The sequence below is a fragment of the Nocardiopsis mangrovi genome, assembly GCF_042653925.1.
In the GTDB taxonomy this organism is placed as follows: domain Bacteria; phylum Actinomycetota; class Actinomycetes; order Streptosporangiales; family Streptosporangiaceae; genus Nocardiopsis_B; species Nocardiopsis_B mangrovi.
On record NZ_JBHSFQ010000048.1, the window covers coordinates 1 to 18,497 of the forward strand.

Annotated in this window: 17 protein-coding genes; 12 read left to right on the forward strand and 5 right to left on the reverse strand. The window is 74.2% G+C overall.

The window, feature by feature from the left end; translation table 11 throughout:
* On the forward strand, window positions 1–383 hold a 383-nt coding region (locus ACFO4E_RS28360), incomplete at its 5' end, for a TerC family protein (protein ID WP_417619211.1).
* Between the two features lie 112 nt (window positions 384–495).
* Here ACFO4E_RS28360 and ACFO4E_RS28365 read toward each other — a convergent pair.
* The 4 genes from ACFO4E_RS28365 to ACFO4E_RS28380 all read right to left on the reverse strand — a co-directional run bounded on the left by ACFO4E_RS28365 (window position 496) and on the right by ACFO4E_RS28380 (window position 4,776).
* Window positions 496–1,446 carry a D-alanine--D-alanine ligase family protein gene (locus ACFO4E_RS28365; RefSeq protein WP_378580097.1) on the reverse strand — a complete coding sequence of 317 codons (951 nt, stop codon included), beginning with the start codon at window positions 1,444–1,446 and terminating at the stop codon, window positions 496–498.
* 54 nt (window positions 1,447–1,500) lie between these two features.
* Entirely contained in the window at window positions 1,501–2,733 is a 1,233-nt protein-coding gene (locus tag ACFO4E_RS28370; protein ID WP_378580141.1) for an aminotransferase-like domain-containing protein, read from the reverse strand.
* A 410-nt stretch (window positions 2,734–3,143) separates the two neighbouring features.
* Entirely contained in the window at window positions 3,144–3,623 is a 480-nt protein-coding gene (locus tag ACFO4E_RS28375; protein ID WP_378580099.1) for a nitroreductase family deazaflavin-dependent oxidoreductase, read from the reverse strand.
* Between the two features lie 538 nt (window positions 3,624–4,161).
* On the reverse strand, window positions 4,162–4,776 hold the full coding sequence (locus ACFO4E_RS28380) for a GNAT family N-acetyltransferase (protein ID WP_378580101.1): 615 nt from the start codon (window positions 4,774–4,776) through the stop codon (window positions 4,162–4,164).
* A gap of 19 nt (window positions 4,777–4,795) precedes the next feature.
* Between ACFO4E_RS28380 and ACFO4E_RS28385 the strand changes: the two genes are divergently transcribed.
* From ACFO4E_RS28385 to ACFO4E_RS28405, 5 genes are all read left to right on the forward strand, one after another.
* Window positions 4,796–5,392, forward strand: coding sequence for a helix-turn-helix domain-containing protein (locus ACFO4E_RS28385; RefSeq protein WP_378580103.1), 597 nt, complete (start codon window positions 4,796–4,798; stop codon window positions 5,390–5,392).
* A gap of 371 nt (window positions 5,393–5,763) precedes the next feature.
* Window positions 5,764–6,168 carry a YybH family protein gene (locus tag ACFO4E_RS28390; RefSeq protein ID WP_378580105.1) on the forward strand — a complete coding sequence of 135 codons (405 nt, stop codon included), beginning with the start codon at window positions 5,764–5,766 and terminating at the stop codon, window positions 6,166–6,168.
* Window positions 6,169–6,429: 261 nt separating this feature from the next.
* Entirely contained in the window at window positions 6,430–7,290 is an 861-nt protein-coding gene (locus ACFO4E_RS28395) for a putative protein N(5)-glutamine methyltransferase (protein ID WP_378580107.1), read from the forward strand.
* A gap of 120 nt (window positions 7,291–7,410) precedes the next feature.
* Window positions 7,411–8,652 (forward strand): hypothetical protein, encoded by a 1,242-nt coding sequence (locus ACFO4E_RS28400; protein WP_378580109.1) that lies wholly within the window; start codon window positions 7,411–7,413, stop codon window positions 8,650–8,652.
* A gap of 579 nt (window positions 8,653–9,231) precedes the next feature.
* Window positions 9,232–10,716, forward strand: a complete 1,485-nt coding sequence (locus tag ACFO4E_RS28405) for an amino acid permease (RefSeq protein WP_378580111.1) — start codon at window positions 9,232–9,234, stop codon at window positions 10,714–10,716.
* Window positions 10,717–10,842: 126 nt separating this feature from the next.
* Here ACFO4E_RS28405 and ACFO4E_RS28410 read toward each other — a convergent pair whose 3' ends face one another.
* Complete coding sequence (locus ACFO4E_RS28410) at window positions 10,843–11,574, reverse strand: GntR family transcriptional regulator (protein WP_378580113.1); 732 nt, start codon at window positions 11,572–11,574, stop codon at window positions 10,843–10,845.
* 153 nt (window positions 11,575–11,727) lie between these two features.
* Between ACFO4E_RS28410 and ACFO4E_RS28415 the strand changes: the two genes are divergently transcribed.
* The 6 genes from ACFO4E_RS28415 to eda are packed head-to-tail and all read left to right on the forward strand — an operon-like array spanning window position 11,728 to window position 18,420.
* On the forward strand, window positions 11,728–13,113 hold the full coding sequence (locus ACFO4E_RS28415; RefSeq protein ID WP_378580115.1) for an MFS transporter: 1,386 nt from the start codon (window positions 11,728–11,730) through the stop codon (window positions 13,111–13,113).
* On the forward strand, window positions 13,110–14,135 hold the full coding sequence (locus ACFO4E_RS28420) for an L-idonate 5-dehydrogenase (RefSeq protein ID WP_378580117.1): 1,026 nt from the start codon (window positions 13,110–13,112) through the stop codon (window positions 14,133–14,135). Before ACFO4E_RS28415 ends, ACFO4E_RS28420 begins: the two co-directional genes overlap by 4 nt.
* A gap of 46 nt (window positions 14,136–14,181) precedes the next feature.
* On the forward strand, window positions 14,182–15,393 hold the full coding sequence (gene manD / locus ACFO4E_RS28425) for a D-mannonate dehydratase ManD (RefSeq protein ID WP_378580119.1): 1,212 nt from the start codon (window positions 14,182–14,184) through the stop codon (window positions 15,391–15,393).
* Window positions 15,390–16,343, forward strand: a complete 954-nt coding sequence (locus ACFO4E_RS28430) for a PfkB family carbohydrate kinase (RefSeq protein WP_378580121.1) — start codon at window positions 15,390–15,392, stop codon at window positions 16,341–16,343. Before manD ends, ACFO4E_RS28430 begins: the two co-directional genes overlap by 4 nt.
* Window positions 16,340–17,800, forward strand: a complete 1,461-nt coding sequence (locus ACFO4E_RS28435) for a mannitol dehydrogenase family protein (protein ID WP_378580123.1) — start codon at window positions 16,340–16,342, stop codon at window positions 17,798–17,800. Before ACFO4E_RS28430 ends, ACFO4E_RS28435 begins: the two co-directional genes overlap by 4 nt.
* Entirely contained in the window at window positions 17,797–18,420 is a 624-nt protein-coding gene (eda, locus tag ACFO4E_RS28440) for a bifunctional 4-hydroxy-2-oxoglutarate aldolase/2-dehydro-3-deoxy-phosphogluconate aldolase (RefSeq protein WP_378580125.1), read from the forward strand. The genes ACFO4E_RS28435 and eda overlap by 4 nt, the downstream gene beginning before the upstream one ends.
* Window positions 18,421–18,497 lie beyond the last annotated feature (77 nt).

Genomic DNA, 18,497 nt, shown 5'->3' on the forward strand with positions numbered 1-18,497 from the left:
TCACCGCCAACGCCTTCGCCCTCATGGGCCTACGCCAGCTCTACTTCCTCATCGGCGGCCTCATCGACAAACTCGTCTACCTCAGCCACGGCCTCGCCGTCATCCTCGGCTTCATCGGCGTCAAACTCATCCTCCACGCCGTCCACGAGACCACCACCCTGCCCGTCCCCGAAATCCCCACCACCCTCTCCCTCGTCGTCATCGTCGCCACCCTCGTCATCACCACCATCGCCAGCCTCTACAAAACCCGCCACATCGCCCCCAAGAAGATGGGCGGCACCGCGGAGGCGGCCCCGGCCGCGCCGGACGGCGGCGACGCCGGCGAAGCGCCCGGCCATGTGCGCCGCGGGGACGACGACCTGGACGAACGGGTCAAGCTCTGAGCGTCGGACCACGCCACGACGACAACGGCCCGGCTCCCCCGTGGGGGAAGCCGGGCCGAATGTCATCCGGGCGCACGTGCGCGGCGGCCGGTGAGGCCGCCGCGGAGGCCCCTCAGCCGCGCAGCAGCGCCTGGTGGGCGAGTTCGCGGCAGACCACCGCGAAGTCGAGGTCGGCGGCGTCGACGCCGAGCGGGAAGGTCGACGTCTCGGTCATGCCCGGAGCGACCTGCACCTCCAGGAACCGCACGTCGCCCTGCCCGTCGACGATGAGGTCGGCGCGCGAGAAGTCGCGCAGCCCCAGCACCTCGTGGGCGGTCAGCGCCGCGGAGGTGGCCGCGTCGACGATGTCGGCGGGCAGCCGCGCGGGGCTGAAGAACTCGGTGCGGCCCGCCGTGTAGCGCGCGGCGTAGTCGTACACCCCGCCATCGGGCACGATCTCCACCGGCGGCAGCGCGAACGGGCCGTCGCCCAGGTCGAGCACCCCGACCGTGATCTCGGTGCCCCTCACCCGCTCCTCGATGAGCGCGGCGTCGCCATAGGCGAAGCAGCCCACCAGCGCCGCCGACAGCTCTTCGGCGGAGTCGACCGCGGTCGCCCCGAAGGCCGACCCGCCCTGGTCGGGCTTGATGAACAGCGGGAAGCCGAGTGCCCCGCCGATGCGCTCCAGCAGCGCCGGGGCGCCGAGGTCGTGGAACGCCGCCTTGGGCAGGGTGACGCCGCGCGGCACCGCGACGCCGTTGCGGGCGACCAGCGCCTTGGCGGTGGGCTTGGCGAAGGCCACCCGGCAGGCGCTGGGCACCGCGCCCACATAGGGGACGCCGCTCAGCTCCAGGATCTCCCGGATGGCGCCGTCCTCGCCCGAGGCGCCGTGCAGGACCGGGAAGACCACCTGGGGCGGGTCGTCGGCCAGCCGCGCCAGAAGGGTGGCGTCGACGTCGGCGACCTGCACCTCGATGTCGAGCCGCCGCAGCGACTCGGCGACGCGCCGTCCCGATCGCACACTCACCTCGTGTTCGGGGGACATTCCGCCCGCGAGTACGAGCACCCGATCGAGATCGGCCACGGTCCTGCCTTCTTTCTGTCCTGCTGAAGTCACGCGGTACGCCCCTGGTGGGATTTAGGGGAGGTCGGGGGAGGGTGCGTCGTTCCCGGCCGGGGGCCGGGCCGACGCGGTGCCGAAAGTATCACGCAGCGAGATCTCGCTCTTCATGACGCCCACCAGACGGCGGATGCCCTCGCTGATCTCCTCCGGGGAGGGGTAGCAGAAGGACAGGCGCATGTTGCGGTGGCCTTCGTCGGAGGCGAAGAAGCCCGTGCCGGGGACATAGGCGACGCGCTGGCCGACGGCGCGGGGCAGCATCGCCTTGGCGTCGAGGCCCTCGGGCAGCGTGACCCAGACGAAGAAGCCGCCCTCGGGGCGGGTCCACGTGGTGCCCGAGGGCATCATGGTCTCCAGCGAGGCGAGCATGGTGTCGCGCCGCTCGCGGTACATCTCGTTGAAGTCCTTGATCTGCTCCCGCCACGGGTGGGTGGACAGGTAGCGGCCCACGACCATCTGGTTGAAGGTGGAGTGGCTGAGCATGGCCGATTCCGCGGCCAGGACCAGTTTCGCGCGCACCGCCGAGGGCGCCAGCGCCCAGCCGATGCGGAACCCGGGCGACAGGGTCTTGGAGAACGACCCCAGGTAGATGACGTTGTCGGGGGCGTCGGCGCGCAGCGCCCGCATGGCCTCGCCCTCATAGCGCAGGAGGCCGTAGGGGTTGTCCTCCAGCACGAGGAGGTTGTGGGCGCGGCAGATCTCCAGCACCCGGCGGCGCCGATCGGCGGAGAGGGTGACGCCGGCGGGGTTCTGGAAGTTGGGGACGGTGTAGAAGAACTTCACCGGCCGGCCCTCGGCGGCCAGCCGGGTGAGGGTCTCCTCCAGCGCCTCGGGGATGACGCCGTCGCCGTCCATGGCGACGTGGCGGATGTCGGCCTGGAAGGCGGCGAAGGTGTTGATGGCGGTGACGTAGGTGGGCGCCTCGCACAGCACGACGTCGCCGGGGTCGACGAAGACGCGGGTGACGAGGTCGAGGGCCTGCTGCGAGCCGACGGTCACGATGACGTCGTCGGAGACGGCGTCGATGCCCTCCAGGGCCATGACGTCGCAGATCTGCTCGCGCAGGACGGGGTCGCCCTGAGCGGAGCCGTACTGGAGGGCGGTGGCGCCCTGCTCGGCGATCACCTGCTGGACGATCTCGCCGATGTGCTCCAGCGGCAGTGCGCTGACGTTGGGCATCCCTCCCGCCAGGGACACCACTTCGGGGCGGGAGGCGACGGCGAACAGTGCGCGGACCTCCGAGGCCACCATCCCCTGTGCACGTGCGGCGTAGGCGCCGACGTAGGGGTCGATACGCGAGCCCTGGGATGAGGGCTGCCGGTGGGGTTCTCGGGGATCAGCGGTCACGATCCACCTCCGCGGTCGGTATGGGTAGCGGGCGCCCCGCGGAACGCGGCGGCCGGCCGCGGTGCGCGGGCTGCGGGTGACGTGGCGCACGCGGGTGCATCGGCGCGTGTGGCGCGCGATGGACGGCCGCCGGGTACGGGTGCCCCGATGATCTCCGGCCAGTCTACGCGCCCGCGCCGCCGCGGGGCCGCCCCGCCCCGCAAAGGACAGGCGCAGCGGGCACACGACGCGCCCAGGTGGGTTTCGCTCACAGCGAACAGACTCCGTCTCAACGGCGCCGGGAAGCAGGTGCGGCGGTGCCGGGTGCCGCCGGCCTAGCGGTCGGGACGCAGCTCCACGATGGGGATCCCGCGCTCGCGGTCGGCGCCGAGCCGCAGGTAGCCGTCGTGGCCGGGGTCGCCGTGCCCGAGGGCACGCATCAGCGACCGGGCGGACCGCGGACGGCGGCGGGCGTACTCGGCGAGCCGGCGCCCGGATTCGGCGGGGTCGAGGGGGGTCGCGGTGCCCTCGAACCGGCGCCGTCCCACCTGGAACCGCACGCGCGGCCGCCGCACCACGTTGCGGAACCACTGCGAGCGCGCGCCGTACCCGGAGGCGACCAGGTAGGCGCCGTCGCCGGTGTGCCCGGCGACCTCCAGCACCACGTGGCGGGCGCGGCCGGAGGTCCGGCCGATGTGGGTCAGCAGCACGAACCGGCCCCCGAGGAGCCCGCCGAGCCCGGCCCGGTAGACCAGGATCGGAGCCCGGTACAGCGCCCGGGCCAGCGGCGTCCGCGGCGGCGCGGAGAAGGTCATGTGCGCTCCGTGAGTTGTTAGGTGGCCCGGCGGGGCCGGCGCGGCTGAGGGGTGCCCGCCGTCCATGGTCCCGGAAGTACGGCCGCCCGGCCCTTCAGGACGCTCCGGCCGTTGAGAGGGAACCGCGGTCACCGCGTCGGCCATGGCCCCGGCAGCCGGCGCCCCTGGTTCCGGGCCGGGTGAACGCCGGTCGCGGCGGAACACGCCGACGACCTAGCGGCACGCGCGCGCGAATGGGGATCGGCGGGTGGGCGGCCGGGCAGACGGGTGACCTGGACCAGCGGCACGCGCGCATGGAGATCGGGATGGGCGCCGGCGAAGGCCGCCGCCGGCCGGTCGCGGTGGACGCCGGCGGCGCGGCGCGTTCCCGGGGAGGCGATCCCCGATGACGGGCGACTTCCTTCGTCGCGGGCCGTTCCGCGAAGCCCGGTGGGCACCTCCGCGGACGACGCGCATGGACCCGCCGCCGGGCCGCCGGGCCGCCGGCCACGAGCCGCGCGGCGCCCGCCTCCAGGCCACCAACCCGGCCCGAGCGGTGTCAGCCAGCGGGGGTGCGGGACGCTTCGCGCCCGGCCGGCGGCGAGGGGTCCGCGGAAACGCCCGTGGCCCGTTGCAGCAGGACCGTATCGAGCCAGCGGCCGTGCTTGTAGCCGACCCGTTCGAGGCGGCCGCAGTCCTCGAAGCCCCATGCGCGGTGCAGCGCGATGGAACCCGCGCCCAAGCCGGCGTCGGCGGCGTCGGTCGCGACGACCGCGATCACCTGCCGTACGCCGGCCGCCTCGGCCGCGTCGAGCAGTGCGCCCAGCAGGGCCGAGCCGATGCCCAGGCGGCCGGCGCCGGGCGCCAGGTAGATGGAGTTCTCGACGGTGAACCGGTAGGCGGGCCGCGCCTTCCACGGCGAGCAGTACGCGTACCCCACCGGCTCGCCGCCGCACTCGGCGACGAGGAACGGCAGCCCGGCGTCCACCACCGCGGCGAAGCGGCGGCCCCAGTCCGCCTCGTCCGGCGCGGGCTCCTCGAACGTGACGCAGGTGTGCAGCGCGTAGTGGGCGTAGATCCGGGCGACGGCGGGCACGTCGGCTTCGCACGCCGCTCGGACGACCACCTCTCCGTGTGGCGCCCCGCCCTCCCCGTTTTCCTCTATGGTGAACACGAGCGCTATTTTAGAGGACATGTTCGACCTTGCCGCCCTCGGGGCGCACATCCAGCGGCTGCGGACCGACCGCGGGCTGAGCCTGCGGAGCCTGGCCGACGCCTGCGGCGTCAGCGTCGGCATGCTCTCCGCGGTGGAGCGGGGCGAGAAGGCCGCCACCATCGTCGTCCTCGACCGCATTGCGGGCGGGCTGGGGGTGCCGCTGGACCGCCTGGTCGCCGGGCACCCCGACACCTCCGTGATCGTGCGGCGCGCCGCCGACCAGGACACCGTCGACGAGCCTGGCGGGTGGCGGCGTACCGTCCTGACCCCCGTCGTCCCGGGCGTGAACTTCGAGTGGGTGCGCTCAGAGCTCCCGCCGGGGTGCGACGCCGGGGAGTTCCCCGCCTACGCGCCCGGCTCCCACATCTTCATCGCGGTCGACGAGGGAACGGTGCGGCTGACGATCGGCGACAGGGTGGTCGACCTGGACGCGGGAGACTCCCTGTACTTCTCCCCCGACACCGTGCACGGCTACGCCAACCCCGGCCCCGTGCCGACCCGCTACGCAGTGGCGGCCCTCATCATGCGCCCCCGAGTAGCCGGCCTCGCCCGCGCCCGATCACGCCGCCCCTGACACCGTCCGACGCCACCAGAAGCCGCGCACGGCACCGCCCCCCGGGGCCCACGAGCGGCACCAGAGCAACAGGCGGCATGCGGCACTGCGGGCCCCTGCGAACCCGGGCGCCGCGAACGAAGAACCGCACATGTCCACCGGCCTGCGCCCGCGGACCCACCTCACGGACGCCCACGACCACCCCACACGTCCACCGATCCGCCGCGACCGGCTCCGGCGACCACGTCGTCCCCGGCGGCCACGACCAAGGGCAGGGCCGCACCGCACCGCCGCCGGACCGCCGGCACCGGGCACACCGCCCCATCGCGCGCCCGCCGAACCCCCGGGCCGCCGCGGATCCCCGACGTGCCGGGCGATAAACTGCCGGTGTCATGACGAATACTCATGACGACCCGTCGCAGCCTGCTCCCGCCGACGATCCCGCGCTTCATGTGGCGGGCTACCGCGCCGCGTTCAATTCCGGCGACCTCGCGGCCCTCGACCGCACCTACGAGGACCGGGGCGTACTCGTCCCGCGGCCCGGCCATCCGGTCAGCGGCGACGGGCGCACCGCCGCCACCGCGCACCTGCTGAGCCTGGGGCTGCCCATCGAGGCCACCACGCGCCACGCCTACGTCGCGGATGACATCGCCCTGCTGATCGTCGACTGGTCCATCCGCGGCACCGCGCCCGACGGCCGCGAGGTCGGCCTCGCGGGAACGGCGGCCGACGTCGCCCGCCGCGGCCCCGACGGCCACTGGCGCTATGTCATCGACAATCCCTTCGGCACCGCCTGAAGACCCGCGTCCCCGACCGCATCGGGCCGTGCCCTCCCGTCGCCCGTCCGGCGGTCCGGGGCGGCACGGCCCGCCAGGGCGTGACCGGACCGGTCACGGGGCGGGCCTTCGGGTAACGTTGGCGTTCTCAGCAGTCGGCCCGACCGAGGAGGTGAGCCCCGTCAACGCACGACCAGCCCGGGCGCTCCCGTCTCGCGGCCGCGTGACCCGCCGGGTCTAGCCGGCCGGAGGGGCGCCCGACGGAATCCCCGAAAGGCACCCATGTCGGTTTCATCGTCATCGTCATCGCGGCCGGACGCGCTCTCCGGCCCCGCCGTCGCTGCGGCGCTCCGCGCCGCCGGCTGTGTCTTCGCCGAAGACGAGGCACGTCTGCTCATCTCCGCGGCCCCCACGTCCGACCGCCTCGCGGCCATGGTCGCCCGGCGCGTCTCCGGGCTCCCGCTCGAACACGTCATCGGCTGGGCGGAGTTCTGCGGCCTGCGCGTCGCCGTGGACCCCGGTGTGTTCGTCCCCCGGCGCCGCACCGAATTCCTGGCCCGGCGGGCCGCAGACCTCGCACACCGGGTGGCGCCGCCCCAGAGCGGCCGCCTCCCCCGGGCGGACGCGGCCGTCGTCGTCGACCTGTGCTGCGGTTCGGGTGCCGTGGGTGCGGCCGTCGCCGCGGCGCTGGGGCGGGTGGAGCTGCACGCCGCCGACATCGACCCCGCGGCCGTGCGGTGCGCCCGCCGCAATCTCGCCGCCTTCGGCGGCCGCGTCCACGAGGGCGACCTCTACGCCGCGCTGCCGGCCGCGCTGCGCGGGCGGGTGGACGTCCTGATCGCCAACGTGCCCTACGTTCCCACCGCCGCGGTCGGGCTCCTGCCCCCCGAGGCCCGCGTCCACGAGCCGCGCACCGCGCTCGACGGCGGAGCCGACGGCCTCGACGTCCTGCGGCGGGTGGCCGCCGAGGCGCCGGAGTGGCTCGCGCCGGGAGGCCGCCTGCTGGTCGAGACCGGCGAGGACCAGGCGCCGATAGCGGTCGCCGCGTGCGGCCGGAGTGGGCTGAGCGCCCGCGCCGCCGCCTCCGACGAGCACCAGGCCACGATCGTCATCGCCACCCGCCGAGGCGACACATCGGAGTGACCGCGCCGGTCCGCCCGTTCCGCCCTGAAGCGGAGCGGTCGGCGCCCGGGCTGTCGGCGGGCGGCATCTGCGGGGAGAATCGATCCGGTCCCCGGCCCGGTCCCCCGAGGAGGTCATCCGTTGCTCCAGCCCGCTGATGCCGAACTGGTCCGGCGACGCCCCGATGTCCCGGGGCTGGCGGCCGTGCTCGACCCCGACGCCCTGCGGGAGCTCATCGCCGGGCTCCTGCCCGACGGCGTGCCGCGTCCGGTCGATGTGCGCGCCGACCGGGTACGGCTCGCGGCCGACGCCACCGCCGAACTCACCGTCGACCACCCGGACGGCCGCCGCATCCTGGGCCTGCGCGCCTGCTCGACGGCAGGGACCGGGACAGCGGAGGCCGTCGTGGCGCCCGGGCCCGCCCCGGACGCGACCGCCGGGCTGGCGCCGCCGGGCTGGCCCGGCCTGCTCGGCGCCCCCGGCCCGGGCGTGACGGTGACGGCGGCCACCCACGACCCGGCCCTGTCCGCGGTCCGGCGGGTGACCGGCTCGCCGGCGGCCTTCGGGGGCCCCGCCGCCCACGCGCCGCACACCCTGCGCCACCGGCCCGGGGAGCGTTGGACGGGCAGGATCGACGATGCGGAGGGGCGGCCCCTGGCCGCTGTTCGCTGCCGTCCCGGCGGTGTCAACGTGGCCGCGCACATCGCCCTCGCGGCGGCGGGCATCGCCGTTCCCGATCTGATCCGCGCCAACCGCTTCGGGGTCATGGCCACCGCATGGCTGGACGGGGTGCCCGCCGCGGCGGTGGACGGCGACGACACCGCTGTGGCGATCGGCGAGCTGCTGGCCCGCATCCACGCGGTCCCCCCGCCGCGTGAACTGCCCGCACAGGTCCGCGGTGGGGACTCTGGGGCGGAGCGGGCGGCGCTCGCGCTCGGCCGGCTGCTCCCGGAGACCGCGCAGCTGGCCGCCGACCTGGCCCGGAGGTGTGCACCCGACCCCGGGGACGGGCCGACGGTGCTCGTCGTGGGCGGCGCACCGGACGGGTTCGTTCGCACCCCGAGGGGGGTCGCGCTGCTGCGCCCGGACCGCGCGCGGGCCGCGCATCCCGCGTCGGACCTTGCCGACGCCGCCGCGGCCCGGATCGCCGCTGGGGCCGCCGCGGCGGGCGACGGGGCGGAGGCCGCACTCGGCCCGCTGCTGGACGGCTACCGCGCGACGGCCGACCGCGAGCTCCTCGACGCCGTATCCCGCGCCCTGCCCCGTGCGACAGCGGCATCCCTGCTGCGCACCGCACTCGTGCCCTTCGCCGCCCGCTCACCCCGCTGGCCCGACCGCATCCACGCCCTCCTGGACGACGCCCGGACCCTCACGACCGCGTGACCCGGCGGAACCGGCCCGCGAACGACCCCGGCGCGGGCTTCGGGGTCTCGGTCCTTCCGTGTCTCCCGGTGCCTCCGTCGCCGGGTGCGGGTGGCGGCTCCGGCGGCCGGCGAGGATTCAACGCCGCTGTCATCGGCGCGGACGGGCGCCGCCCGCGTTCCCGGCCGGTGCGACCTGGCGGCCGGGTCGGAGGCCGTGGCGCCGGGAAACGGCCGGCGACGAGGACGGAGTCCCCTCGACCGCCCACGCCCAGCGAACCGAACTCCGATGATTCCAGCGGCGAAACGGGACGCCGAGCGCTCTCGGCCCGAAACCACGTGACTCAAACCACATCTCGCTTGGCCTCCATCGGGCGCGCGCGTCGCTAATCTTTCCGCGGGCTTCACGTCATACCAGCGCAACTCCCCATTACCCACAGGTTCATGAGGAGTCGGGTTCCCGCACCCGGCGTGTCACGCGCGTCCCCTACCGCAGGCCCCATCAGGGATGCGGCGCGCTCGGCACGCCTTGCAGACGAGACGCCCATGGCGCCTGCGGCGGCGCCACGCCACGACCACCCATATCAACGGCGGAATCCACATGAGTGAGAACACCCTGCGTCCTGCGGACCAGGACCGGCACGTCGATGCCGGAGACGACGGGTACAGCAAAGCGCTGACCGCGCGTCACATCAACATGATCGCCATCGGCGGTGCCATCGGCACCGGGCTGTTCCTGGGCGCCGGCGGGCGCCTGGCCTCGGCCGGCCCCGCCCTGGCCCTGGCGTACGGGATCTGCGGCCTGTTCGCCTTCTTCGTCGTCCGCGCCTTGGGCGAGCTGATCCTGCACCGGCCCTCCTCGGGGTCGTTCGTGTCCTACTCGCGCGAGTTCATGGGCGAGAAGGGCGCCTACATCGGTGGCTGGCTGTACTTCCTCAACTGGTCCACCACGGGGATCGCCGACATCACCGCGATCGCCCTCTACGTCCACTACTGGGGCATGTTCTCCGACGTCCCGCAGTGGGTGCTGGCGCTCGTGGCCCTGGCCGTGGTGCTGGCGTTCAACCTCATCTCGGTGAAGATCTTCGGCGAGATGGAGTTCTGGTTCGCGATCATCAAGGTCGCGGCGCTGGTCGTCTTCATGGTGATCGGCATCGGCCTGCTGGTCACCGGCCAGGACGTCGGCGGCCACGACAGCGGCCCGCACCTGCTGGTCAGCGAGGGCGGGTTCTTCCCCGCCGGCGTCCTGCCGCTGGTCCTGGTGATGCAGGGCGTCGTCTTCGCCTACTCCGCGGTGGAGATGGTCGGCGTGACCGCCGGCGAGACCGCGAAGCCGGCCGAGATCATGCCGCGCGCGATCAACTCGATCATGTGGCGCATCGCCGTCTTCTACATCGGCTCGGTGCTGCTGCTGGCGATGCTGCTGCCCTACTCGGCGTTCGAGGCGGGACAGAGCCCGTTCGTCACCGTCCTGACCCAGCTGGGCGTGCCCTACGCCGGCGACGTCATGAACCTGGTCGTGATGACGGCCGCGTTGTCCAGCCTGAACTCCGGGCTCTACACGACCGGGCGCATCCTGCGCTCCATGGCGATGTCGGGGTCGGCGCCCAAGTTCACCGGCGTGATGAGCAAGAGCCGGGTGCCCTACGGGGGCATCCTGCTCACCTGTGCCGTGTGCGTCCTGGGCGTGGGGCTGAACTACGCGCTGCCGGCCGAGGCGTTCGAGATCGTCATCAACTTCGCGGCGATCGGCGTCATCGGCACCTGGGGCATGATCATGCTCAGCCACCTGATGTTCTACCGGCAGGCCCGGGCCGGGCTGGTGACCCGCCCGTCCTACCAGCTGTTCGGCTCGCCGTTCACCGAGATCATCACGCTGGCGTTCTTCGGCTTCATCGTCGTGATGATGTGGTTCGACGAGGTGGGCCGGTACACGATCACGGCGCTACCGGTGATCGTGCTGGCCATGGTCGTCGGCTGGTTCGCGGTCCGGGGCCGGGTCAACCGGCTGGCCGCGGAGCGCGATGCCGCCGGCGGCCGCGACGCCCCCGGCGGTGAGGCCGACCCCAGCCTGGTCGACACGTAGCGCTCCCCGGCCCCCGCGGGCCGGAGCCTTCCGCACGGCGGCGCGCCCCGCCTCCCCTTGGGGAGGCGGGGCGCGCTCGTGGTTTCGGCCCTCCCGGTCACGCGGCCGCCCGCGCGGGCGTGGCGGCTACTCCAGGGAGGCGACGGTGCGCCGGATCGGCCGCGAGGGGCGCCCATTGGAGAAGTACTCCGGCGACGCGGCCCTGATCCGCTCGACGTCGTCGAACACCGCGCGCAGGTGCGAGCGCAGGGCGTCGACCGCGCCTGCGGGGTCGGCGACCTCGATGGCGTCGACCACCTCGGCGTGCTGGTCGATGAGGTCGCCGATGGGCCGGGTGTCGATCAGGCTCAGCCGGCGGGCGCGGTCCAGGTGCGCCTTCGCGGCGTTGACGGTCCCCCAGGCGCTCTCATGGCCGGCCAGGGCGAGCAGCGCGCGGTGGAATTCCTCGTCGAGCTCGAAGAAGCGGTCGTGGTCGCCGGTCTGCGCGGTCTTCTTCTGGGCGTCGAGGATCGCGCGCAGGCCGCCGATGCGCTCGCGGACCGCATGGGGGTCGACCTGGGTCAGCGACGCGCACTCGATGGCTTCGCGGACGAACTGCGCCTGCTTGACGCGTTCGGGGTCGACGAGCGAGACGAAGCTGCCCACCTGCGGGTACACCTGCACCATGCCCTCCTCGCGCAGGAGCAGGAGGCTTTCGCGCACGGGGGTACGGCTGACACCGAGCTCGGCGGCGAGCTCGTTCTCGGAGAGAGCGGAGCCGGGCCGGAGCTTCAGCGTGATGATCCCGCGGCGGATGGTGTCGAGGGTGCGGTCGCGGACGGACAGGAGCGGCCCTCCGGTTGGGGTCTCGTCGGCCATGCCTTGATTGTAGTCGGCGGAAATATTACGGAGAGATTGACGGAACTAGAATGGCAGTGCTTGTATGGCAGTACTCGACGCGTGGACCGCCCACGGATCCGCCCTGGTGAACACCTTCCCGCGTCGCTCTGCACGTACATCGAAGGAGCACTGATGACCGGACTGGCGTCGTCCGCGCCCGCCGAGCGGGGGTCGCGCAGCACACGCGACCTCACCAAGGCCGCGGTCTCGGGATGGCTGGGCACGGCGATGGAGTTCATGGACTTCCAGCTGTACTCGCTGGCGGCCGCGCTGGTGTTCAACGAGATCTTCTTCCCCGAGTTCGACCCCGCGGTGGGCCTGATCGCCGCCATGGCCACCTACGGCGTCGGCTACGTGGCCCGGCTGCTGGGCGCGATCTACTTCGGCCGCATGGGCGACCGCATCGGCCGCAAGAAGGTCCTGTTCATCACCATCGCCCTCATGGGCGTGTCGACCACGCTCATCGGCGTGCTGCCGACCTACCAGCAGATCGGGCTGGCCGCCCCGATCCTGCTGGTGGCCCTGCGCCTGGTCCAGGGCTTCGGCGCCGGGGCCGAGATCGCCGGCGCCACCGTGATGCTGGCCGAGTACGCGCCCGTGCGGCGCCGCGGCCTCATCGCCTCCCTGGTCTCGCTGGGCACCAACTCCGGGACGCTGGGCGCCTCGGCCCTGTGGGCGGTCCTGGTCGCGGTCCTGCCCCACGACGACCTGGTCGCCTGGGGCTGGCGCATCCCGTTCCTGGCCAGCTTCGTGCTCCTGATCCTGGCCGTGTGGATCCGCTCCGCGGTCAAGGAGAGCCCGGTCTTCGAGAAGCGCGCCGACGTCGACGAGGAGGGGGTGGCGCTGTCCCGCGAGGAGCTCGCCGCCGCCGCTGTCGAGACCGGCACCGGCACCCTGGAGACCGCCCTGCACCAGAAGAAGGGCCGGTCCTTCCTGATCGCGCTCGGCCTCCGGTTCGGCCAGGCGGGCAACTCCGGCCTCATCCAGACCTTCCTGGTCGGCTACCTCGCCTCCACCCTGCTGGTCGACGGCGCCGTGGGCACCGCCGCCATCGTCTACGGCTCGCTCCTGGGCTTCATCACGGTCCCGCTCGTCGGCGCCATCGGCGACCGGATCGGGCGCCGGCCCGTCTACATCGCGCTGACCATCGCGAGCATGCTCTACGCCGTGCCCATGATGCTGCTCATCACCAGCGGCGACACGGTCCTGATCACCATCGGCATGGTCGTGGGGCTCAACCTCGCCGTCCTGGGCCTGTTCTCGATGGAGAGCGTCACCATGGCCGAGCTGTTCGGCGCCCGCACCCGCTTCACCCAGCTGGCCCTGGCCAAGGAGATCGGCGGGATCCTCGCCACCGCGATCGGCCCCCTGCTGGCCGCGTCGCTCACCGCCCTGACCGGCTCCTGGTGGCCGCTGGCCGCCATGCTGATCGCCTACTCCGCGGTGACCCTGGTGTCCGCGCTGGTGTCGCCCGAGGTCCGCGGGCGCGACCTGGTCCGGCTGGAGGACGCGGTATGAGGGCGGTCAGGGTCCACGGCCCCGGCGACCTGCGCGTCGACGAACTCCCCGATCCCGTCCCCGGCGACGGCGAGGTCGTCATCGCCGTCGAGTGGGGCGGGATCTGCGGCTCCGACCTCGCCTACTACCGGCACGGCCGCTCCGGCACCGCGGAGCTGCGCGACCCGATGGTGCTCGGCCACGAGTTCGCCGGCCGCGTCGCCGCGCTCGGCCCCGGTGTCACCGGGGCCGAGGTGGGCACCCCGGTCACCGTGCACCCGGCCCGCCCGGTCGGCGGCGACCCGCTGCCCGCCCGCCTGGCGGGGCGCACCAACCTGTATCCGCGGGTGCGCTACTCGGGTTCCGCCGCCTTCCATCCGCACACCGACGGCGGCTTCAGCCGGCTCACGGCCGTCCGGGCCGATCAGCTGCGCCTCCTGCCCGAGGGGGTGGGCACCCGCGAGGGCGCTCTGGCCGAACCGCTCGCCGTGGCCATGCACGCCGTCAACCGGGCCGGCGGCGTGGCGGGGCGCGACGCGACCGTCAACGGCGCCGGCCCCATCGGGTCGCTCGTTGTGGCCGCCCTCAAGCACGCGGGCGCCGCGCGGGTGACCGTCGCCGACATCAACGACGCCTCCCTCGCGATCGCCCGCGCCATGGGCGCCGACGACACCCGCAACGTCGCCCGGGGCGGGCGGCTGCCCGAGGACGCCGAGCTGGTGTTCGAGGCATCGGGCGCGCCGGCCGCACTGGGCGGGGTGCTGGCGTCGACCGCGCGCGGCGGGACCCTCGTGCAGGTGGGCAACCTGCCCGGGACCGAGGCGCCCTCGGTGCTGGGCCAGCTGGTCACCCGGGAGATCACCTGGATCGGCTCCTACCGGTTCGTCGACGAGATCGACGACGCCCTGGCCGCCATGGCGGGAACACTCGATGTGGGGCCGGTCATGACCCACACCTTCTCCCTGGACGACGCCGAGGCGGCGATGCGCACCGCGGCCGACCCCGCCTCCGGGAGCGGCAAGGTCATGCTGCGCTTCACCTGACCGCCCGCCCCTTCCCACATCCGGCGCTACAGCAAAGGACATCCCTTTGAAGATCACCGATGCACGGGTGGTCGTGTCCTCACCCGGACGCAACTACGTCACCCTGATCATCGAGACCGAGGACGGCGTCACCGGGATCGGCGACGCCACCCTCAACGGGCGCGAACTCTCGGTGGCGGCCTACCTCGCCGACCACCTGTGCCCGCTGCTGATCGGCCGCGACGCCCGCCGTATCGAGGACACCTGGCACTACCTCTACAAGGGCGCCTACTGGCGGCGCGGGCCGGTGACGATGACCGCCATCGCCGCCGTCGACGTCGCCCTGTGGGACATCAAGGCCAAAGCCGCCGGGATGCCGCTCTACCAGCTGCTGGGCGGCGCCGCCCGCGACGGCGTCCTGGTCTACGGCCATGCCAGCGGCACGACGCTGGACGACCTCTCCGCCGACTTCCAGCGCCACCTCGACCTCGGCTACAAGGCGGTCCGCGCCCAGGCCGCGGTCCCGGGGCTGGACAAGACCTACGGGATCGCGGGCGGCAGCGGGACCGTCTACGAGCCGGCCAACGGCAACCGCCCCCAGGAGGACACCTGGGAGACCACCGCCTACCTCGACTTCGCGCCGGTGATGATGGGCCACATCCGCGAGCGGTTCGGCTACGGCGTCCACCTGCTGCACGACGTCCACCACCGGCTGAGCCCCATCGAGGCCGGCCGGCTCGGCGCCGCCGTCGAGCGCTACCGGCCGTTCTGGATCGAGGACCCCACGCCGGCCGAGGACCAGTCGGCGTTCCGGGTCATCCGCGACCACACCACCACCCCGATCGCGGTCGGCGAGGTCTTCAACTCCATCTGGGACTGCCAGCAGCTGATCACCGAACGCCTCATCGACTACATCCGCACCTCGGTGTCCCACTCGGGCGGCATCACGCACCTGCGCCGCATCTTCTCCCTCGCCGAGCTGTACGGGGTGCGCACCGGCTCGCACGGCGCGGGCGACCTGTCGCCCGCGGCCATGGCCGCGGCGCTGCACGTCGACCTGACGGTCCCCAACTTCGGCATCCAGGAGTACATGGGCCACACCGGCCCCGTTGGCGAGGTGTTCCGCACCTCCTACACCTTCACCGACGGCTACATGCACCCCGGCGACGCCCCCGGGCTGGGTGTGGAGTTCGACGAGGACGCCGCGGCCCGCTACCCCTACGACCCGAAGTACCTGCCCGTCAACCGGCGCCTCGACGGAACGGTGCACGACTGGTGAGCGGCCCACGACGATACGACGTGGTCACCCTCGGCGAGGTCCTCGTCGAGGTGGCCACCGACTCCGCCTTCGCCCACGGCGTCCCCGCCCGGCTGGGGGTGTCCGGCGACGCCCTCAACGTGGCCGCCGCGGCGGCCCGGGCCGGTGCCCGCGTGGGCCTGGCCGCCGCCCTCACCGACGACGAGCTGGGCCGGGCCGTCGCCGCCCGCATCGCCGAACTGGGCATCTCCACCGACCTGCTGCGCTTCCGCCCCGGCCAGCAGGGCGTCTACCTCGTGCACAGCGACCCCGAGGGGCAGCGCGAGTTCTCCTACGCCCGTTCCGGCAGCGTCGGCTCGACGCTGTCGCCCGCGGACCTGGACGAGGAGGCGATCCGGACGTCGGGCGCGGTCGTGGCCGGCGGGATCGCCTGCGCGATCTCCGAGACCGCCCATGAGGCCGTGCGCGCCGCCGCGCGGCTGGCCGGACGCTTCGTGTTCGACCCCAACCACCGGCCCCGGCTGACCACGCGCGAACGGGCCGCCGCGGACCTGGCCGAACTCACGCCCGGCGCGTTCCTGGTCACGCCGTCGTTCCCCGGCGAGACCGCCGCCCTGCTCGGCTGCGACACCGCCCTGGAGGCGGCGCACCGCCTGCTGGCCGACGGCGCCCGGCAGGCGGCCGTGACCTGCGGGTCGCGCGGCGTGCAGCTGGCCGCGCCCGGGTGGGAGGAATGGATCGACGCCGTTCCCGCACCGGCCGTGGTCGACCAGACCGGCGCCGGGGACGCGTTCGTGGGCACGCTCACCGCGCGGCTCGTGCTCGGCGACGGCTTCGCCGGCGCCGCCCGCCTCGCCGCCGCGGCGGCGTCGCTGTCGGTGGGCGGCCGCGGCGGCACCGGGTTCCTGCCCGGCCTGGAGCAGATCCGCGCCCACGCCGCCACGGCAACGGCAACGGGCGGCCCGCGGTGACCCGGCTGAGCCTGGCCGCGCTGCGCCGGGCGGGGCGCTCCCCCGCCCTGGACCGCGGCGCCCTGCGCACGGGCGTCGTCCACCTCGGCATCGGCGCGTTCTTCCGCGCCCACGGAGCCCTCCTCACCGAGGACGCGATGCTCGCCGAGGGCTCCGGAGACTGGGGCATCAGCGCCGTCACCGGGCGCTCGCCGCGCGTGCGCGACCAGCTGGCACCCCAGGACGGCCTGTTCACGGTCACCGAGCGCGGAGCGGGCGGCCGCCCCACGCGCCTGGTCTCCTCGGTCCGCGAGGTCATCGCCGGACCGCGGGACCCGGCGGGCGTCCTCGCCCGTATCGCCGACCCCGCCACCCGGATCGTCACGCTCACCATCACGGAGAAGGGCTACCGGATCGCCCCCCGGACCGGGGGCCTGGACCTCGCCGACCCGGCGGTCGCGGCCGACCTCGCCGGGGCGGCGCCCACGACCCCGATCGGGCAGCTCGCGCGCGGCCTCCAGGCCCGGCTGCGCGGCGACGGCGGCCCCCTCACCGTCGTCTCGTGCGACAACCTGCCCGAGAACGGCGCGCTCACCGCCCGGCTGGTCGCCGAGTTCGCCGAGGCGCTGCCGGGGTCCGAGGGCGCGGAGCTGCGGTCGTGGACGGCGGCCCGCACCGCCTTCCCCAGCACCATGGTCGACCGGATGGTCCCGGCCACCACCGCCGCCGACCTCGACCGCGTCGAACAAGACCTGGGCCTGCGCGACGAGGGCGCGGTCATCGCCGAGCCCTTCTTCCAGTGGGTGATCGAGGACGCCTTCGCCGCGGCGCGGCCCGACTGGGCGGCCGCGGGGGCGCGTTTCACCGCCGACGTGCGGCCGTGGGAGGCGGCCAAGCTGCGCATCCTCAACGCCGCCCACTCGCTGGTGGCCTACCTGGGCCTGATCGGCGGGTATGCGACCATCGCCGAGAGCGTCGCCGACGAGCGCGTCGCGGCGGCGGCGCGCGGCCTCGTCCACAGCGAGGTCCTGCCGGCCATCACCCTTCCGGGCGGACTGGACGGGCCGGCCTACGGCGATTCCGTCCTGGAGCGGTTCGCCAACCCGGCCCTGGGCCACACGACCGCCAAGGTGGCGGGCGACGGTTCGCAGAAGATCGGCCCGCGCCTGCTGTCGACCGCGGGGGCGTCGCTGGCGGCCGGCCGCGAACCACGGTGGTCGGCCCTGGCGGTGGCGGCGTGGATGCGCCACGTGGCCGACGCGGGCACCGAACTCGACGACCCCCTCGCCGGGCCCCTGCGCGCGCTGCTGGCGGAGCCCGGCGGCGGCGGGCGCGGCACCGTTCCCGCGCTGCTGCGCTCGGACGTGTTCCCCGAGGAGCTGGCCGCCGCACCCGCCTTCGCCGCCCTCGTCGGCCACTGGTACGGCGTGCTGGAGAGGGCCGGACTCGACGGCCTCACCGCGGAGGAGACCGCATGACCGGCATCGATGCGATCCTGGGGGCGAGCCCCGTGATCCCCGTCGTCACCGTCGACGACCCCGGCGACGCGGTCCCGTTGGCGCGGGCGCTGCTGGCGGGGGGCATCGGCGTCGTCGAGGTCACCCTGCGGACACCGGGCGCCCTGGAGGCGGCACGCCGCATCGCCGGCGAGGTACCCGGCATGCGCCTGGGGATCGGCACGGTGCTCACTGCCGGCCAGGCCGACGCCGCCACCGCCGCCGGGGCCGACTTCCTGGTCACCCCGGGCACGACGCCCGGCCTGTCGCGGCACCTGTCCGGCCTGCCGGTCCCGGCGCTGCCGGGGGTGGCCACCGTCGGCGAGGTGCTGGCGGCGCGCGAGGCCGGGTTCACCGCTCTGAAGTTCTTTCCGGCCGAACCCGCGGGCGGCGCCGCGTTCCTGGCGGCCGTGGGCGCCCCGGTCCCCGATGTCACCTTCTGCCCGACGGGCGGCATCACCGCCGATACCGCCCCCGCCTACCTGGCCCTGCCCAACGTGGCCTGCGTGGGCGGGAGCTGGATGGCGCCCGCCCGCGCGGTGCGGGACGGGGACTGGGGGCGGATCACCGCCCTGGCGCAGGCCGCGGCCCGGCTTTCCTGAGCGGACCGCGGCCGGTCGCGCGGCGCCGCAGTGTGCCCCGCGGGCCGATCCGGCCCCCGGGGCACACCCACGGAATC

Coding starts and splice junctions, on each gene's coding strand:
- ACFO4E_RS28370 (WP_378580141.1), bottom strand. CDS start 2,733: ATGGTGGCCTCGGAGGTCCGCGCACTGTTCGCCGTCGCCTCCCGCCCC.
- ACFO4E_RS28375 (WP_378580099.1), bottom strand. CDS start 3,623: ATGACCTTCTCCGCGCCGCCGCGGACGCCGCTGGCCCGGGCGCTGTAC.
- ACFO4E_RS28385 (WP_378580103.1), top strand. CDS start 4,796: ATGTTCGACCTTGCCGCCCTCGGGGCGCACATCCAGCGGCTGCGGACC.
- ACFO4E_RS28390 (WP_378580105.1), top strand. CDS start 5,764: ATGACGAATACTCATGACGACCCGTCGCAGCCTGCTCCCGCCGACGAT.
- ACFO4E_RS28395 (WP_378580107.1), top strand. CDS start 6,430: ATGTCGGTTTCATCGTCATCGTCATCGCGGCCGGACGCGCTCTCCGGC.
- ACFO4E_RS28405 (WP_378580111.1), top strand. CDS start 9,232: ATGAGTGAGAACACCCTGCGTCCTGCGGACCAGGACCGGCACGTCGAT.
- ACFO4E_RS28410 (WP_378580113.1), bottom strand. CDS start 11,574: ATGGCCGACGAGACCCCAACCGGAGGGCCGCTCCTGTCCGTCCGCGAC.
- ACFO4E_RS28415 (WP_378580115.1), top strand. CDS start 11,728: ATGACCGGACTGGCGTCGTCCGCGCCCGCCGAGCGGGGGTCGCGCAGC.
- ACFO4E_RS28420 (WP_378580117.1), top strand. CDS start 13,110: ATGAGGGCGGTCAGGGTCCACGGCCCCGGCGACCTGCGCGTCGACGAA.
- eda (WP_378580125.1), top strand. CDS start 17,797: ATGACCGGCATCGATGCGATCCTGGGGGCGAGCCCCGTGATCCCCGTC.